The sequence below is a fragment of the Methylobacterium sp. 275MFSha3.1 genome (genome assembly GCF_900108435.1).
Taxonomy (GTDB): Bacteria; Pseudomonadota; Alphaproteobacteria; order Rhizobiales; family Beijerinckiaceae; genus Methylobacterium.
Window position 1 is genome coordinate 1 of sequence record NZ_FNWP01000022.1, and the last position, 14,206, is coordinate 14,206.

Annotated in this window: 9 protein-coding genes; 5 read left to right on the plus strand and 4 right to left on the minus strand. The window is 65.5% G+C overall.

From position 1 onward, the window contains the following. Positions 1–697: 697 nt before the first annotated feature. Entirely contained in the window at positions 698–1,201 is a 504-nt protein-coding gene (locus tag BLW78_RS23030; RefSeq protein ID WP_091682367.1) for a hypothetical protein, read from the minus strand. Between the two features lie 1,876 nt (positions 1,202–3,077). Here BLW78_RS23030 and BLW78_RS30995 point away from each other — a divergent pair. After that, on the plus strand, positions 3,078–3,536 hold the full coding sequence (locus tag BLW78_RS30995) for a DUF6634 family protein (RefSeq protein ID WP_132368689.1): 459 nt from the start codon (positions 3,078–3,080) through the stop codon (positions 3,534–3,536). Positions 3,537–5,405: 1,869 nt separating this feature from the next. Here BLW78_RS30995 and BLW78_RS23035 read toward each other — a convergent pair. Continuing rightward, positions 5,406–5,819, minus strand: coding sequence for a hypothetical protein (locus BLW78_RS23035; RefSeq protein WP_082557983.1), 414 nt, complete (start codon positions 5,817–5,819; stop codon positions 5,406–5,408). Between the two features lie 885 nt (positions 5,820–6,704). On the opposite strand from BLW78_RS23035, the gene BLW78_RS23040 reads away from it, so the two are divergent. Both BLW78_RS23040 and BLW78_RS23045 read left to right on the plus strand, forming a co-directional pair. Further along, positions 6,705–8,624 (plus strand): hypothetical protein, encoded by a 1,920-nt coding sequence (locus tag BLW78_RS23040; RefSeq protein WP_244527031.1) that lies wholly within the window; start codon positions 6,705–6,707, stop codon positions 8,622–8,624. 104 nt (positions 8,625–8,728) lie between these two features. Next, entirely contained in the window at positions 8,729–8,962 is a 234-nt protein-coding gene (locus BLW78_RS23045; RefSeq protein ID WP_091682370.1) for a hypothetical protein, read from the plus strand. A gap of 126 nt (positions 8,963–9,088) precedes the next feature. Here the strand turns inward: BLW78_RS23045 and BLW78_RS23050 are convergent, their stop codons facing one another. Next, a complete protein-coding gene (locus BLW78_RS23050) occupies positions 9,089–9,391 on the minus strand; it encodes a hypothetical protein (protein ID WP_244527032.1) in 303 nt (100 codons plus the stop codon). A gap of 129 nt (positions 9,392–9,520) precedes the next feature. After that, positions 9,521–11,218 (minus strand): methyl-accepting chemotaxis protein, encoded by a 1,698-nt coding sequence (locus tag BLW78_RS23055; RefSeq protein ID WP_091682378.1) that lies wholly within the window; start codon positions 11,216–11,218, stop codon positions 9,521–9,523. A 688-nt stretch (positions 11,219–11,906) separates the two neighbouring features. Between BLW78_RS23055 and BLW78_RS23060 the strand changes: the two genes are divergently transcribed. Next, positions 11,907–12,842: a site-specific integrase gene (locus BLW78_RS23060; RefSeq protein WP_091682380.1), complete on the plus strand. Its 936-nt coding sequence runs from the start codon at positions 11,907–11,909 to the stop codon at positions 12,840–12,842. 289 nt (positions 12,843–13,131) lie between these two features. Then, a complete protein-coding gene (locus BLW78_RS23065; RefSeq protein WP_170855223.1) occupies positions 13,132–14,097 on the plus strand; it encodes an alpha/beta fold hydrolase in 966 nt (321 codons plus the stop codon). Positions 14,098–14,206: the final 109 nt, after the last annotated feature.

Here is a 14,206-nt window from a genome sequence, read left to right on the forward strand (position 1 = left end):
GGTCGGAGGAAGGAGCACGCATACCGTCTGGGCCATGGCCCAGACTCGCACGTCTCACCGACTCTGTGAATCCTCCGTCCGCGTCACCGCACTAGCCGTGCAATCGACCCCTCTGAGGGCGAACCAGTCCTCCAGTAGGCAGGAGACTCCCGCGTAGGCTCTGAGCGTTCCAGCCTGCAGGCCTCGGTCGCGCAGTTCCAGATCCAGCCAGAGCCAGGGGAGGAGCGCCGGGACGCCGTCGGGCCTGAGCACGATCGGCATGCGTTCTCCGTTCCCGAGCAGGATCTCGGTGCGGCCGTGTCTAGATCTGCCACGCCAGACCGGGGCGGGGGAGGGGAGGGAAGGGGGCTGCATCGATGGCGATCCCAAAGGACGAGACCATCATGCTTCGGATGCCGTCGACGGCAAAAGGGGCGGCCGAGCCGCCCCTGAGTCATTGCTAAATAACGCGATTTCGCCTAACTTGACACGAAATCACGGGTTTGGCTGGGCGAGTCTACATCTTTTTTCCCGCCCAAAAAATCGCCAATTCCCTTATAAGTCGCTGATTGGGTTAACTAATCCTCTTCCAGCCCCTCATCGTGTAAATTTACATTGGCGGCGTCCCGGACCTCTCCGACGGTGCGGGTTTGTCGTCGTCAATCGGATGCCCCCATCTCTTGCGATGGTGAGGCCATGACGAAGCGGAACCCACCGTTTACCCCAAGATCCGCGACTGCTCAGTGCGAGGACGCGGCCTGCCGATACCAGTCGATGTGGAAGGCTTCGATAAGGCACCCGGGGTGCGCGCCTGCCACTTGTTATCCTTCGGCACCGGTTCGACCGCGGCGACCGCTTGATTGCGAGCGGCGGCCACGAGGCCATCAGCATAAAATATAGCCAGCATCGACGAGCCGCACGCCGGCGGTAGGTCCTCCAACGTCAGTGCCGCATGCAACGAGGTAGGCACCGCCCGGTCCACGACCGGGGCTGGTGCTGTCGCGACGTCGACGATCAGCGGCGGCCAGACGTCACCGCAGGTCTCGGTCAGGCAAACTTTGTTGCCTATCCCGGTGGTCGCGCGCTTCCTGGCGTAGTGCACGTCCCGATCGTGGGGTGAAGCGATCATCGCCAAAGCCGGCGGGATGTCCTTGGCCTCCGATCCGCCGGCGGATGGTTCGGCGACGTGGAAGTTCTGCAGCCAAGCGCTGCGGTAGGCCATTACGGCGGGGACATTGCGCAGCCCGTTCGGCGCAGCTTTGGCATGTCGACAGCTGCAAGAAGATGATGCCCGTCCTCCCAACCGCTTCAGCGCACTCGCGGCGCCCCATCTGGCCGTGCTGGATACGGAAGTCGTTGATGGGATGGACGTAGCGCTTCATCCAGCTCGGATCGGTACGAAGCCGCAGCTGGTCCGGTCTGGAGAGCGCCAGAGCGTTCAGGGGAGCCGGTAAGGCCTCGATGGCGCAGCCGAGGGGGTTGAGGCTGCGGACCGCCCGTGAGCAGGGTGTCGTACAGCAAGGCTTCGGTGCCGCTAGCCACCACACGGGGGCTGAAATCACTCAGAACCGAGGCATCGAAGCCGGCGTCGGTCAAGTCGAGGCCGAGCAAGTACTCCCAGTTGATGCGAGCTCACCTCGCATCGGCCGCACGGGGGCGGACAGGTTCTCGGAAAACTGTAATCGCGTGATCAGAACGAGCCGCCAGGGGCAGGCCGCGTGCTGTCCGACGTAGGCGAACAGATCGGGCTCTCGCTCTAAACGGAGCTGCGCCAACGCCTCGAAAAGCGGTCTTTGTGGCCGATCCTAAGCACCACACCCGCAACCAGATCAGCGCCAACCGCCGCTACGAAGCTGTTGGCGCCTTAACAGGCTAAGCCTCCGTGATCTATGTCATACCACACGAAATGAGCGATGATCCCGCTTGATATCTTCGAGGAAAGCTGTAGTCTTGTTCTCTTCAGTGATTCGCGGGCGAGAGCCTGAGTCATTGTGTGCCCGGATTTGGGCCGCTCGAACGGCGTTGCCAACTAGGTGACGCTCGATGCGCTGGCTGTAGGCCAATACACGCACTTGATGTGTCATCGAAGCCTTAGAGCATAGGCCAAGTTTCGCTTGGCCCCTTATGCTGGTTGTAGGCACAATCAACTCAGCACCTCGGACATGCCTCTACAAACAAATGCCTCTTGCTGCGCTTTAAGCGATCAATAAGAGCTTCTGCTTGATTCGTTTTGGCACACATCTTGTCGCGAACATTCAAATCTTCGCGTCTGCAATTATGCAGTCACACGAAAATGCCCGCTGTCTTTGGCTGCATTGCTTTTAGCTGACAAGGTAAATTCTAGAGGCGACGCCACCTAGTACGTGCCGCTTGATGGGCAACTTGCTTCGGGGGTTCGTAATGAGTTACAGAAGAGTTCGACCATTTCGTGGAATTTTAGAGGGGAATCGCGACGACGGTATCATTTCGATTGAATTCATTGGGGCGGACGCAACAGTTTTCTATAGCCCAATCTGGTCCATAGATACGCTTCTTGAACTGCCGGCACTGCTCGGGCCGGGAGTTTATATCCTGTTGGGCCTTGGCGACGATGAATCAAAGCCCAGAGCGATCGTGGGCGAAGGAGGCATGTTACAGGAAAGGTTAGCTGCGCACGCTGGAGATGATGACCTTGATTTTGTTTGGGATGTATTGGCTGTAACCGGACCACGTGTAATGAACGAGACTATAAGGTTAATCTTACAGCGACGCTTCGTAGATGAAATAACGCATTGCGGAAGTGCAAGAATTGCGAACGGTCACGATGCAGACCGTTTCACTCGCTGTGATCACAGTTTAGCAGTAGCTGACAGCGTCATGGAAGACGTCAGGCCCTTCTTCAGCATGCTCACGCCTGGTCTATTCGCATCAACACCTCCGGTGCTGGTACCCATCAATGCTCGCCGCGCCGGGTTGCCGCGCGGAGTCGATGCCGAAGGTATGTCTTGGAGCCGGCATGAAATGAGGTTTCGAGGAGCGCACGCTTTGGCGTCAATGCGGGGACGAACAACTATGCTTCTACCCGGATCTCAAGTCCTGAACGGGGGGGATAAGCCGCTATGGGTAGCTCGAAAAAGAGACGAATTATTGCAGAGAGGCGCTATGCGGTCGATCGGAGACAACAGGCTGTTGCTTGTGGTAACAATAATATGTTTCGATACGGCGTACGAGGCCGCGACATTTGTCTCTGGCGGCGCGTCGATTTCAGCGCGCCTGATTTGGACCCCTATGGATCCTTAAGGCCGGAGTCTGGTTGCGCCAAATGGATCTCGATTATCCGGTTAATGCGAGAAATTGCCGTGGGTCAGCGCCCAACTATGAAAGATCTTGCCCATGCACCTATCATCTCTGCTTGTTGGGTGTCGCCGAAAGACACCAAATTGCTGCGCGGCTACGTTTACGGTCACCCAGAGATAACTGACGGAAGTTTGCATTCATTGCAACTCATCGTGATATCTCCCGATGACAAATGGGCTTGGGCTGATTCCATTTTCTGGAATCTTAAAACCAATCGCTAGCAGAGCAGGTGTACATAATATTCCAAGTGGCCCCATTGTTGGAATATCTTATGCATCCAAACTGCCTGATTTCGGCTACGCGTAGATATTCCCACACACCTTTGTATATGACTTACTTCTATATGGTGCGCATTCAAAGCAGTGTGGTGACGTGAGGGCAGGTTGGTGCAAAGAACATGCTGACACCAAGTTTTGCTCTCTGACCGATCGCCGACTATGATCATGATGAAAGGGTCCCTGCCCTTCATAGGCTATGGGATCGGATGGTTAATAGATCTTAGCCGAAACAGTCGATCCTATGCGTCACGTTCCATAAGATATCTTATGCGAATTCGAAATTCGTCCTTCCATCATGCTTGGAGCCGGACCAAAGGCAGGGTCATGTGGTGGAATTGGCCGGAAATTTGTGCCCGATGTGCCTACGAAAGTGCGAAAGCTATGCTTTGCACGGAGCCCATGTTGCAGAATGATCTTGGGAGGGGCATCAGGCGCCCTTCCCTGCCTATTCCGCCATCTTAAACGCGCTTCCGTCTACACTTTCACTCTTGAACGAAACGGAAGAAAGTAATTTATATCTAGATATATTTCAAAGTCGACTTGCTTCTCGATCCAGACGAAGAAGTAATTGTGCTGCATATCTTACTGCGCCAGCTTCGACCCAGTATCTTATGGTCTTGACAGGTGCCGCCGGACGTGACTCCAAGGTCGCGACGTGGCTTCGAGCGCGTAGTGTAAAGCTCGTTCGATCTAATTGATCTATACCTTCGTAACGGCTTGGCCATAAGTGCATCGCATCAGTCGAGCGGATCCGTTCAATGAGGTCGGACATTGTTGAACCAGCGGGTGCGATGTCGCGTACGCATCCCCGCGTACCGTGGACGTCGAAAATTACCTCGTTCCGGAGCTGTCCGCTTCTGACATCGGCGACACGTCCGGCTGGCCAAGATAGACCAGCTCTGCCCAGTGGCATGATGTGAGGCAATCGGGCCGTTCGACGGTTTATGGGGGACATACGCGCTTCGTTGACCAATCGGTACTCCCAGGGCCCCCTATGGAGTCGGTCGTGCACGATCTGCCCGTCGCCTCTCCATCCCAGAACGATTAGGTCCTCACCGGCTTGGACCTCGAGCGTTTGTTGCAATGCGCTAGCCTGGTTCCAAAGCGTCTGCGTGTTCCAAAAGCCTTGGCGACGACGAAGGGTGCCGGGCTCCGCGATCCGGTGCGTGACGACGAAACCGCAGCGTATGGCCTGACAGACGCGCACGGATGGTTCAGGGGATATATCGGTGCCGTCCTGCGACAAAATTCCTAGAGCGGCCTCGCGTATCACGTGCCTGAGCAGGGGAACTTCGATGGGCAGGTAGTCGGGTTCTTTGGTCTGCATGGGGCCCTCGGAAGTTGGACCCTTCTTCACATCACCCGAGTTTTGCTTTCAGTCAAATGCGTGCTCCGCAGACGCTGTTGAGGGCGCGCTGCGATCACGCTGGGGTAGCTGAAGTCAGCAAAGCCTATACCAAGCAGACCTGCACCGCCCGTGGCAGCATCGGCGATCCGGAAGGTGGAGTGGTACTCGCGGTCAGGCGATGGTCGTACTATAAATTTGGTGAGTAGCATGAGGGCGACCAGAGGCGGGGCCGAACATCGCCCTTCACAATCCTCAACGTGATCGTGAGGGACGGAGCGCCATGGCAAATCGCTTGACCGGCAAGTCAGTCGCTCAGTCAGCTCGGCCCAAAATACCGGTCAGGTCAATCCGACTCAATTGATTTGCGATGATGTAATTCGCATAGCAAAAATTCTGGAATGCGGCGATTAATTCTGCATCATCGGCACTTATACTACGATATGCTGCCCCGAGTCATCACGAAGTCATCGCGAAGGACGGCTGCAGCCCGCGACCAGGGCGGCGAGACCGCTCCGGGCGCCGGCCAGAGGGATCCGCTGCGTGTCGCCAGAGAGCGTCACGCGAAGGGTCTTGCCGGACAGGATCCGCACCCAGTCTTGCGTCAACGTTGTCGTGGTCTGGAGCACGATCTGGTCGTCGAGTTCCAGCTGTTTCGCCCGCATCGGCAGCGAGAGCGTGCCGCCCTCCGAGGCGAACTCGACCTCGGCCCGGGTGCCGTCCCGAGCGCGGTCTCTGTCGTCGTAGTAGTCGACACTCAGCTGTCCGCCCCGCGTGTCGCAGGTGAGCGCGAGGCTCTGCGCGCCGCTGTCCGGAATCTCGTAGGCAAGATGGACGCGACCGTCCCCTTCCCGCTTCTGCCAGCGCATCTCCTGCGCCATCGCAGGGACTCCAAGACAAGACCCTAGAATTGCCACGGTAAGAAAAGTGATCTCACGGCGCATGGCCTTCGATGTCCTCACGCTTCGTCCATGGAGTTGCTGCATGATGGGTGGATTCTGTTCCGTGCGTGTATCCGGCCGGTGGCGCGTGCTCGATGATGCTGCGTGCCAGGCCGGGAAGCCGTGGAAGCCCCCGGCGCTGTCGGGCGGCCTGTCGTCGCCCGACATGTGCCCGTCTTCGTCGACGCCGGGTCGAGCGCCAGCCCTTGTCCGCATGGTCGAAGGCGTGTGCCTCGGGCGATCCGGGGGCCGCCGTCGGTTGCGCGGAGCGCCAGAGCCGTCACGATCGCGTCCGGGAATGCGCCGAACCCGTCCTCATTCCTGTCACACGCGCCCTGCGGCCGTACGGCTGCGCGCCGGCGTTGCCTCATGGTGGCGCTCCCTCTGTCATGCGAACCGCAGCCAGCAGAACAGAGCCACGGTGCCCAAACCTGTCCGATGGCATCGTCGGAGCCGGTGGCCCTGTCCAGAGGACTAGCTCATCGCCGCGCCGTGACGTTCGCTGCAGCGCGGGGTACCATACGAGGGCGCTAGACATGGACAAGCCCCGTGCTCTTCCGGCGCAACACCGGCCGGACCCGGAGCCGACGGCACGGATGCTGCCGGCGCGCTGCGCGAGATGGATGAAGTCTTTGGGAAAGCGTCCGGGACGCGTCGGCAGGATCTCGACAACGGTGCAGGACCGGCTCGACCGCCCGCCCCTCGATCCGTGCGAGGCACGGGGAGATACGGGTCACAGCGCCCTCCCCTCTCCGCGGCCATCGGGCGTCCCCAGAGGGCGGCGTGCCCGTCGACCGAACCTTCCGGCGCTGACGAGGATCGTGCATGCCCCGTTTGGCGATCACCGGCACTGAGCAGCGATACAACACGGTCGCGGCCGTCGAAGACGGCGGGCGGTGGCGCATGATCCTGCCTTTTCCGCAGGACTCGATCCGGGCCGCCGCCCTGGTCGGCGCTGCGGGACTGGTCTGCCTGTCCGATGACGGGGAACTCTGCCTGATCGACTGGCGGGCGGGCCGGGATCGCGTGCGGCGCCGCCTGCCGGGCGAGGGACCCTTCAATCACAAGCTGTTCGTCACCCGCGATGCCGACCGGATCGCGGTCTATCGGAGCCATGGACCGAAGAACGACGAGCAGTACTTCGACGACATCGTCGTCCTGCGGGCGTCGGATCTCGAGATCCTGCAGCACGGGCGCGGGCTCGTCTGGCATGCCGATGGCCCTGTCGGGTCCCTGTCGCCCGAGGAAGCCTATCCGCCGCGCCCGGACGGGCCGACCATCCTGACCATTCACGGCGACCTGTTCGAGGATCCCGGAGGGCGACTGGCCTTCATCGGCTTCCGGTGCGGGCCGGGCGGGTCGGCCTACGGGCTGTGTCGGCTCGAACGGGCCGGCGCGACGCTGCGCTACGACCCGCTGCCGGACGCGGTGAGGCCCTACTGGTTCAGCCCCAGCGGCCGCTACGCCGTCACGCCGCACTCCGTCCCGCGCGGGGGCCCACCGGAGGCAGCGGCCGATACGGGTGACGCCGGCCCTCCCCGCCTCGGACAGGCCGTCGAACTCTGGACGACCGGGCCCGTCGCCCGCGCGGCGACGCTCGTCGCGCGGCCCGGCTCCGAGCCTCCGCGCGCGATCACCGAGGTGGCCTGGGAGCCCGACGAGCGGGCGTTCTGGATCAAGTCGGGGTATTTCTGGGATCGGACCACGGACTTCCAGCGCATCGGCCTGGACGGCACGCGCTCGCCCGTCTTCTCCTTCGCGCGCTACGACGGCGCGAAGGCCGTCTCCGCCTTCGCCGACGTGGCGGATGCGGAGCGGGTCGAGATCCGCTTCTTCAGCGACTCCGTCTACATCCCGCGCGCTCGGTGCGCCGACGCGGCGCCCGCCCGGACGATCACCCCGGAGGAGGACGGCTATCGGCCCCGGCCGTCGGCAGGCCCGAGCGCGTCGGCGGTCCGGCGCTTCCTGGCGCGCTCGCAGCCGGTGGTCACCGTCGCGGCGTTCTCGGCCGCCGCCATCGCCGAAGCCCTGGACGCGCTCACCGGCCGGATCCGAGCGGATCTGGGGGGACTCCTGCGGGGCGACGTGCTCGCGTTGACCTTCGAGGTCGGCGGGCGGGCGATGACGGAATCGGCCTTCTTCGCGCGCATCGCCCGCGAGCGCGTTGCCGTGGTTCCGGCGCTGCGCGCACTCCTCATGACTTATCTCGCGGTCCAGCCGGGGGTGGTGGAGGCCAGGAAGCTGTATCGCCAGATCTGGGGGCCCGAGGACGATCAGGGTGCGCTGGCACCGGCCATGCAGGCGCTGATCCACCTCGATCCGACGGCCCACGACGTCTTCCGCGACTACCTCGCCCAGCGCGACGGGGAGCACGAGGTCTACTCCACCGACGTGATGATGAGGACCTACATCGCCGAGGCGGGCTGGCGCGACCGGGCCATGATCCGGTTCGGCGTCTATTTCGCGCTGATCCGGTACAGGGATGGCCTGATCACCCTGAGTGGCGGATTCCTGGAGGAGTACGGCGTCCTCGATGCCGCCGCGGGCCTGCTGGAGCCCGCCGACTTCGCCGCGCTCATCCTCGAGGAACTCGACGGGTTCGCGGCGCGCCCCGATCTCGACTGTCGCCTCGGGAGGGACGACCTCTACCGCGAGCTCCGCGCGAGCCTCGCGACCACCGCTTACGGGCGGACGGTCCTGACGGCGCTCGCGGCCCGATCCGCCGCGTCGTCCCGCCTCGCGTGAACGACCCGCGCGCATCGCGCGGCGGTCCAGCCTCCGCGGGGCTGCCGGCCGAACCGACCTGTCCCCACTGACGTCCGGGCCGACAACCGATACGGTGGCGGGCGATGTACAAGCTCCCGCCCGGCAGCCTCTACCGGCTCCGCACCCTCGCGCAGACCGGCGCCCGCTTCTATCAGGTCAGCGGCTACATGCGGCGCATGGAAGTCCTGGGACTGGTTCTCGCGACGGGTCGGACGGATCCGGACACGAAGACCGTCGAGTACCGCATCACCGAAGCCGGCCGAGCCGAACTCGAGGAGCGTCACGGTCCGGCCTGGCCCGGCTCGGCCGAGGACTGACGCGCGGCGACGGCGCGACCCGAGCGCGATGGCCGGTGTCGCAGCCGCCGCGCGGTGCGAGCGGTTCAGGGAGAGGCCGCCGGCAACGGGGCCGTGACCGGGGCCGTGCCGGCGGATCGTCGACGGCTATCGGCTGCTGCCACCGCTGCCGCCCTGCGGCGCCGGGCGCTCCGGCTGGTTGGCGTTGCCCGCGGCTGAGGAGCTGTTGGAACGCGTGTCGGCGGCTTGCCCGGTCGGCGACCCCGTCACCGCGCCCGGCGCGCCGGTCGCGCCCGATTGAGGCGTGACGACGCCCGAGGAGGTCGGCGGCGCGCCCGGCGCGGTGGCCGGCGCCTGCGCGTAGGCTGTCCCGGCGAGGACGGCCGCGAGCGGCGCAGCGGCCGAGAGAGTACGCAAGAGAGTACGGTGTTTCATCGGGACCTCAATCATGGATTGAAGTCTTCAACGCCGGATGCGGGAAGAAGGTTCAGGGCGGACGAGAGCCGCCTTCGCGGAACTCGGCCCTGAAACGGCCCCGTCCGGCGATGAGCCGGACGGGGCTCGCGGGTCGCCCCCGGATCAGGCGGCTCGGACGGTGGCCATGAAGCGCCCCACCTCGGCAGCGAGATGCTCGGATTGGCGCGACAGCTCGGAAGCCGCTCCCAGAACCTGGCTCGCCGCCGCGCCCGTCTCCTCGGCCGCGCCGGCCACCCCGGCGATGTTGCTGGTCACTTCGCCGGTGCCCATCGCGGCCTGGCTGACGTTCCGGACGATCTCCTGCGTCGCCGCGCCCTGCTGCTCCACGGCCGCGGCGATCGAGGTGGCCACGTGGCTGATCTCCTGGATCCGCACGGTGATCGACCCGATGGCCGATACGGCCTGACCGGTGGAGGCCTGAACCCGGGCGATCTGCCCGGTGATCTCCTCGGTGGCCTTGGCGGTCTGCTCGGCCAGAGCCTTCACCTCCGTTGCCACGACCGCGAAGCCGCGGCCGGCGGCACCCGCGCGGGCCGCCTCGATGGTGGCATTCAGGGCGAGCAGGTTGGTCTGTCCCGCGATGGTCGAGATCATGCCGACGACGTCGCCGATGCGCGCGACCGACGCGCTCAGTTCCTGCACCAGCGCGCCGGTCTGGTCGGCCTCGTTGACCGCCACCCGCGCCATGTCGGCGGAGCCGTCGACCTGCCGGCCGATCTCCTGAACCGAGGAGCCGAGTTCCTCGGCGGCGGCGGCGACCGTGTTGACGTTGCTGGCGGCCTCCTCGGCCGCGGCCGCCACGGTGGTCGACCGGCTGGCCGTCTCGGTGGCCGTCGCCGTCATCGTCTGCGCCGTGGCCTGGAGCTCGGTGGCCGAAGACGAGACCATGCCGATGATCCCGCCGACCGCGCGCTCGAAACCGTCGGCGAGTTCGACCATCGTCCGCTTGCGTTCGACGGCCGCCGCCGCGTCGGCAATGCGCCGGATCTCGGCCTGCTCGGCGGCCTTCTGGGCCACCATGGCCTTGATGCCCTCGACCGCCTTGCCGACGGCACCGATCTCGTCGCCGCGGGCGGCCTCCTCGATCTCGGCGTCGACCTCGCCCCTGGCCATCCGCTGCAGCACGCCGACGAGGCTGGCCAGCGGCCGGTTGATCCCGAACAGCACGATCCCGCCGAGGATCCCGAATGCGACGAGAAGGCCCGACGCGGCGATGACCGTGAGCGTCAGCTTGATCTGCTCGGCGACGGCGACGGCGTGGTCCCTGGAGGCTCTGAGCTCCCTGGCGTTCGTCTCGGTCCGCATCTGGACGCCTTCCAGCACTTTGGCCCGCGCGGGGCGGCCCTCGTCGACCGAGATCGTCCGGGCCCCTTCGGCATCGTTCTTCATGCCCAGGGCGATGGCGCGGTCGGCCGCCGCGAAATACGCGCCCATATCGACCTTGATGGCTTCGTTCGCCGAATGCCGAGCCGGGGTGTCCGCGAGGGCGATGAGGCGGTCGATCGCCTCGTAGGCGAGCGTCCGCTCGCGCTGGAAGTGCTGACGCTCGGCAGCCATCGTGGCCGCATCGGTCTGTATGATGATGTTCTTCTCGGAGATCGTCGCGTTGCTCATGGCCAGCGCCATCTGCAGCGCTGTGACGGCGCGAACGGCGGCCACGTCGACGATCTGCTGGGTGTTCTTCTCGAGCTCATCGATCGCCGACCGCGCGAAGAAGACGATGCCGACGGCGGTCGCGAGCAGTAGGGCGGCCGGTATCGCGATCTTGGTGCCCAATCGCAAATTGCGAAGCCGACCCATGACATCCCCTCCAGTGTTCAGGATCGCAGAGAGCTCCGCAGGCTGCTCAATGCGGATAGAGTTGAGCCAAGATGCGGGTGCAAAACTAAATACAGGTTAATGATCGCGGTCTTCTTGCCGAGGATATCCAATAGTGATTTGAGGTTGCGCGCTCGGTATCGGAGCGCGATCAATAAAAACCGCGCTCGTCCGGGATTAAAGTTCCGCGGCGTGCTTCACAACCACTGGATGAACTTTCGTCGAGCGCGTGACCGCAATCGCGGACACCTCCCGCGGCGGTGTTCCAACGTCACGACCGGGGCGCAGCGACGCTGCCGGAGGGTGACCATCCGGACGAACCGGAGAAGCATTGCCGGCGGGCCGGGCGGCTGGCTCGGACCGTTGGCGGACCGTCTGCCCGGATGCGGAGGCGAGGGAGCGCCACCCGCGACCCGATCACACGGTTCCGCCGGACGCTCCGACTCGCCGCGGCGGGTGATGCCGGGCCGCAGGTCCGCGCGATCGCGCGCCGTTCCCGACCTGTCGCGGAGCGGGAACGTCCCGTCCGCGCGTGGACCGTTCGCGAGGCACGCAGCTCACCCTCCTCCACGTAGCGGGGAGGCCTGGGCCGCGCCGCATCGGCCAGCGTCTGATAACCTTTCCTTATCAGACGTAGCGTCACGCTCAGGCGCGACCGAGGGAGAGAGCCATGACGCTGCCCGCCACGCTTGCCGCCCGCGCCCGCGCCTTCGCCGACGCGGCGCTCTCGGAGAATTCCCGTCGGGCCTACCGCGCCGACTGGCAGCACTACGCGCGCTGGTGCGGCGGCCACGATCTCGCGCCCCTCCCCGCGGGTCCCGAGCAGGTGGCGAGCTACCTCACCTCCATGGCCGAGACCCACAAGCGCGCGACGATCGAGCGTCGGCTCGTCACGATCGGTCAGGCGCACAAGCTCCAGGGGTTGCCGTGGGTCCCGGCCCATCCGGCCGTCCGGGCGGCGCTGCGCGGGATGTTCCGGCGCTACGGCAGGCCGAAGAAGCAGGCCGCCGCGCTCGGCGTGCCCGAAACGCTCCGGATCGTCGCCGCCTGCGAAGGGACGGTGGCCGCGCTCCGGGACCGCGCCCTGTTCCTGTTGAGCTTCGCCGGCGCGTTCCGGCGCTCCGAGGTCGCGCGGATCCGCCACGAAGATCTCGCGTTCCGGGACGGCGCCGTCGATGTCTTCCTGCCGCATTCGAAAGGTGATCAGGACGGCGAGGGCACGGTCGTGACCGTCCTGGCGGGCGGGAGCCCCGCGACCTGTCCGGTCGCCGCGCTCCGGCGCTGGCTGCAGGCGGCGCCGGCCGACGGCTACGTCTTCCGGGCCGTCCGAGCGGACGGCACCGTGATGGACGACGGGCTGCATCCGGACTCGGTGGGCCGCATCGTTCAGAAGCGCGCGGCGGAAGCCGGCCTCGTCGCCGGACCGCGCGAGCGGATCTCCGCCCACGGGTTCCGCGCGGGCTTCATCACCGAGGCGTACAGGCGCGGATCGCGCGACGAGGAGATCATGGCGCATTCCCGCCACCGGGATCTCAAGACGATGCGGGGCTACGTCCGCCGGGCCAAGCTCGCCGACGCGCATCCGGGCCGCAACCTCGGCCTCTAGCGCCGAGGCGGCGCTTCGGGCCTTCGGGAAGCCCGCGGTCGCCGCCGCGGCGGCCGTCGACCGTTTCACGGCAGGGAATGGTGAATTGCGACGACTCGCTGTTCCGGAGCGCGCCGCGTCCCTGCATCATGGTCGCGCCGTCGGGTTCGCGCGTCCGGGCCGCGGCCCGGTCGGGCCGATCGCCGTCCCGCACTGCGGTCGCGCCGTCCGACCCGGCGGTGACGATCCCGACGCATGCCGTCCCGCCAGGATGAGGCGCGCCATGATGCGACACACGCACGGAGACGAGATGACGGGGCGCGGACCGGCCCGCGCGACGCGGCGGCGTGTGCTCGCCGGCGGCGTGCTGGCGACGGGCGCGGCGGCGTCGGGCACCGTGCGGGCGGAGGTCCACCCCGCGCGGGCCGGAGAGGTCCGCCACGGCACGGTCCGGGCCGACGGCGTGGACGTCTTCTACCGGGAGGCCGGTCGCCCCGACGCCCCGGTCATCCTGCTGCTGCACGGCTTCGCCAACTCGTCCTTCTACTTCCGGCACCTCATGCCCAAGCTGGCCGATCGCTTCCGCCTGATCGCGCCGGACCTGCCCGCCTTCGGGTTCACGCATGTCCCGGAGGATCGCGCCTACGTCTACGACTTCGCGTCGCTGTCGCGCACGACGGAGGCGTTCGTCGGCGCGCTCGGCCTCGACCGCTACATCCTCTACACGTTCGATTACGGGGCGCCGGTCGGATGGGATCTGGCGCTCGCCCATCCCGACCGCGTCGCCGGCATCGTGTCCCAGAACGGCAACGCCTATCTCGACGGGCTCGGCGACGCGGCCTGGGCGCCGCTGCGGGCCTACTGGGCCGCGCCGAACGCGGCCGCCGTCGCGGCGATCCGCGCCCGCATGACCCTCGACGGCGTCAGGGCCGCCTACGTCCAGGGTGTGCCCGACCCGTCCCGCATCGAGCCCGAGGCCTACACGCTCGACGCGGCCATCCTGGCGCGGCCGGGCAATGCCGACCGGCAGGTCACGCTCAAGCTCGACTACAAGCGCAATCTCGAGCGTTACCCGCTGATCCAGGCCTTCTTCCGCGCGCGCCGCCCGAAGCTCCTCGCCGTCTGGGGGCGCAACGACGCGTTCTTCATCCCGCCCGGCGCCGAGGCGTTCCGGCGCGACATCCCGGAGGCGCGCGTCACCTTCCTCGACACCGGGCACTTCGCCCTGGAGACGGACGGCGACGCGATCGCGGAGGAGATCCGGCGCTTCTTCTGACCCTCTCCACCGGGCATGGCGCGGACCGGATCGGACCGCCGCATCCGACACTATCCCCGGCCTGATCGTGACCCTACGGTCGCGGACCTGGATCACGGAGATCGGGCGG

What these genes read in the sequence shown, in the direction of transcription:
- BLW78_RS23040 (WP_244527031.1), top strand. Translation starts at nt 6,705, where the DNA reads ATGCCCCGTTTGGCGATCACCGGCACTGAGCAGCGATACAACACGGTC.
- BLW78_RS23045 (WP_091682370.1), top strand. Translation starts at nt 8,729, where the DNA reads ATGTACAAGCTCCCGCCCGGCAGCCTCTACCGGCTCCGCACCCTCGCG.
- BLW78_RS23030 (WP_091682367.1), bottom strand. Translation starts at nt 1,201, where the DNA reads ATGGCCTACCGCAGCGCTTGGCTGCAGAACTTCCACGTCGCCGAACCA.
- BLW78_RS23065 (WP_170855223.1), top strand. Translation starts at nt 13,132, where the DNA reads ATGACGGGGCGCGGACCGGCCCGCGCGACGCGGCGGCGTGTGCTCGCC.
- BLW78_RS23060 (WP_091682380.1), top strand. Translation starts at nt 11,907, where the DNA reads ATGACGCTGCCCGCCACGCTTGCCGCCCGCGCCCGCGCCTTCGCCGAC.
- BLW78_RS23035 (WP_082557983.1), bottom strand. Translation starts at nt 5,819, where the DNA reads ATGGCGCAGGAGATGCGCTGGCAGAAGCGGGAAGGGGACGGTCGCGTC.
- BLW78_RS23050 (WP_244527032.1), bottom strand. Translation starts at nt 9,391, where the DNA reads ATGATTGAGGTCCCGATGAAACACCGTACTCTCTTGCGTACTCTCTCG.
- BLW78_RS23055 (WP_091682378.1), bottom strand. Translation starts at nt 11,218, where the DNA reads ATGGGTCGGCTTCGCAATTTGCGATTGGGCACCAAGATCGCGATACCG.
- BLW78_RS30995 (WP_132368689.1), top strand. Translation starts at nt 3,078, where the DNA reads ATGGGTAGCTCGAAAAAGAGACGAATTATTGCAGAGAGGCGCTATGCG.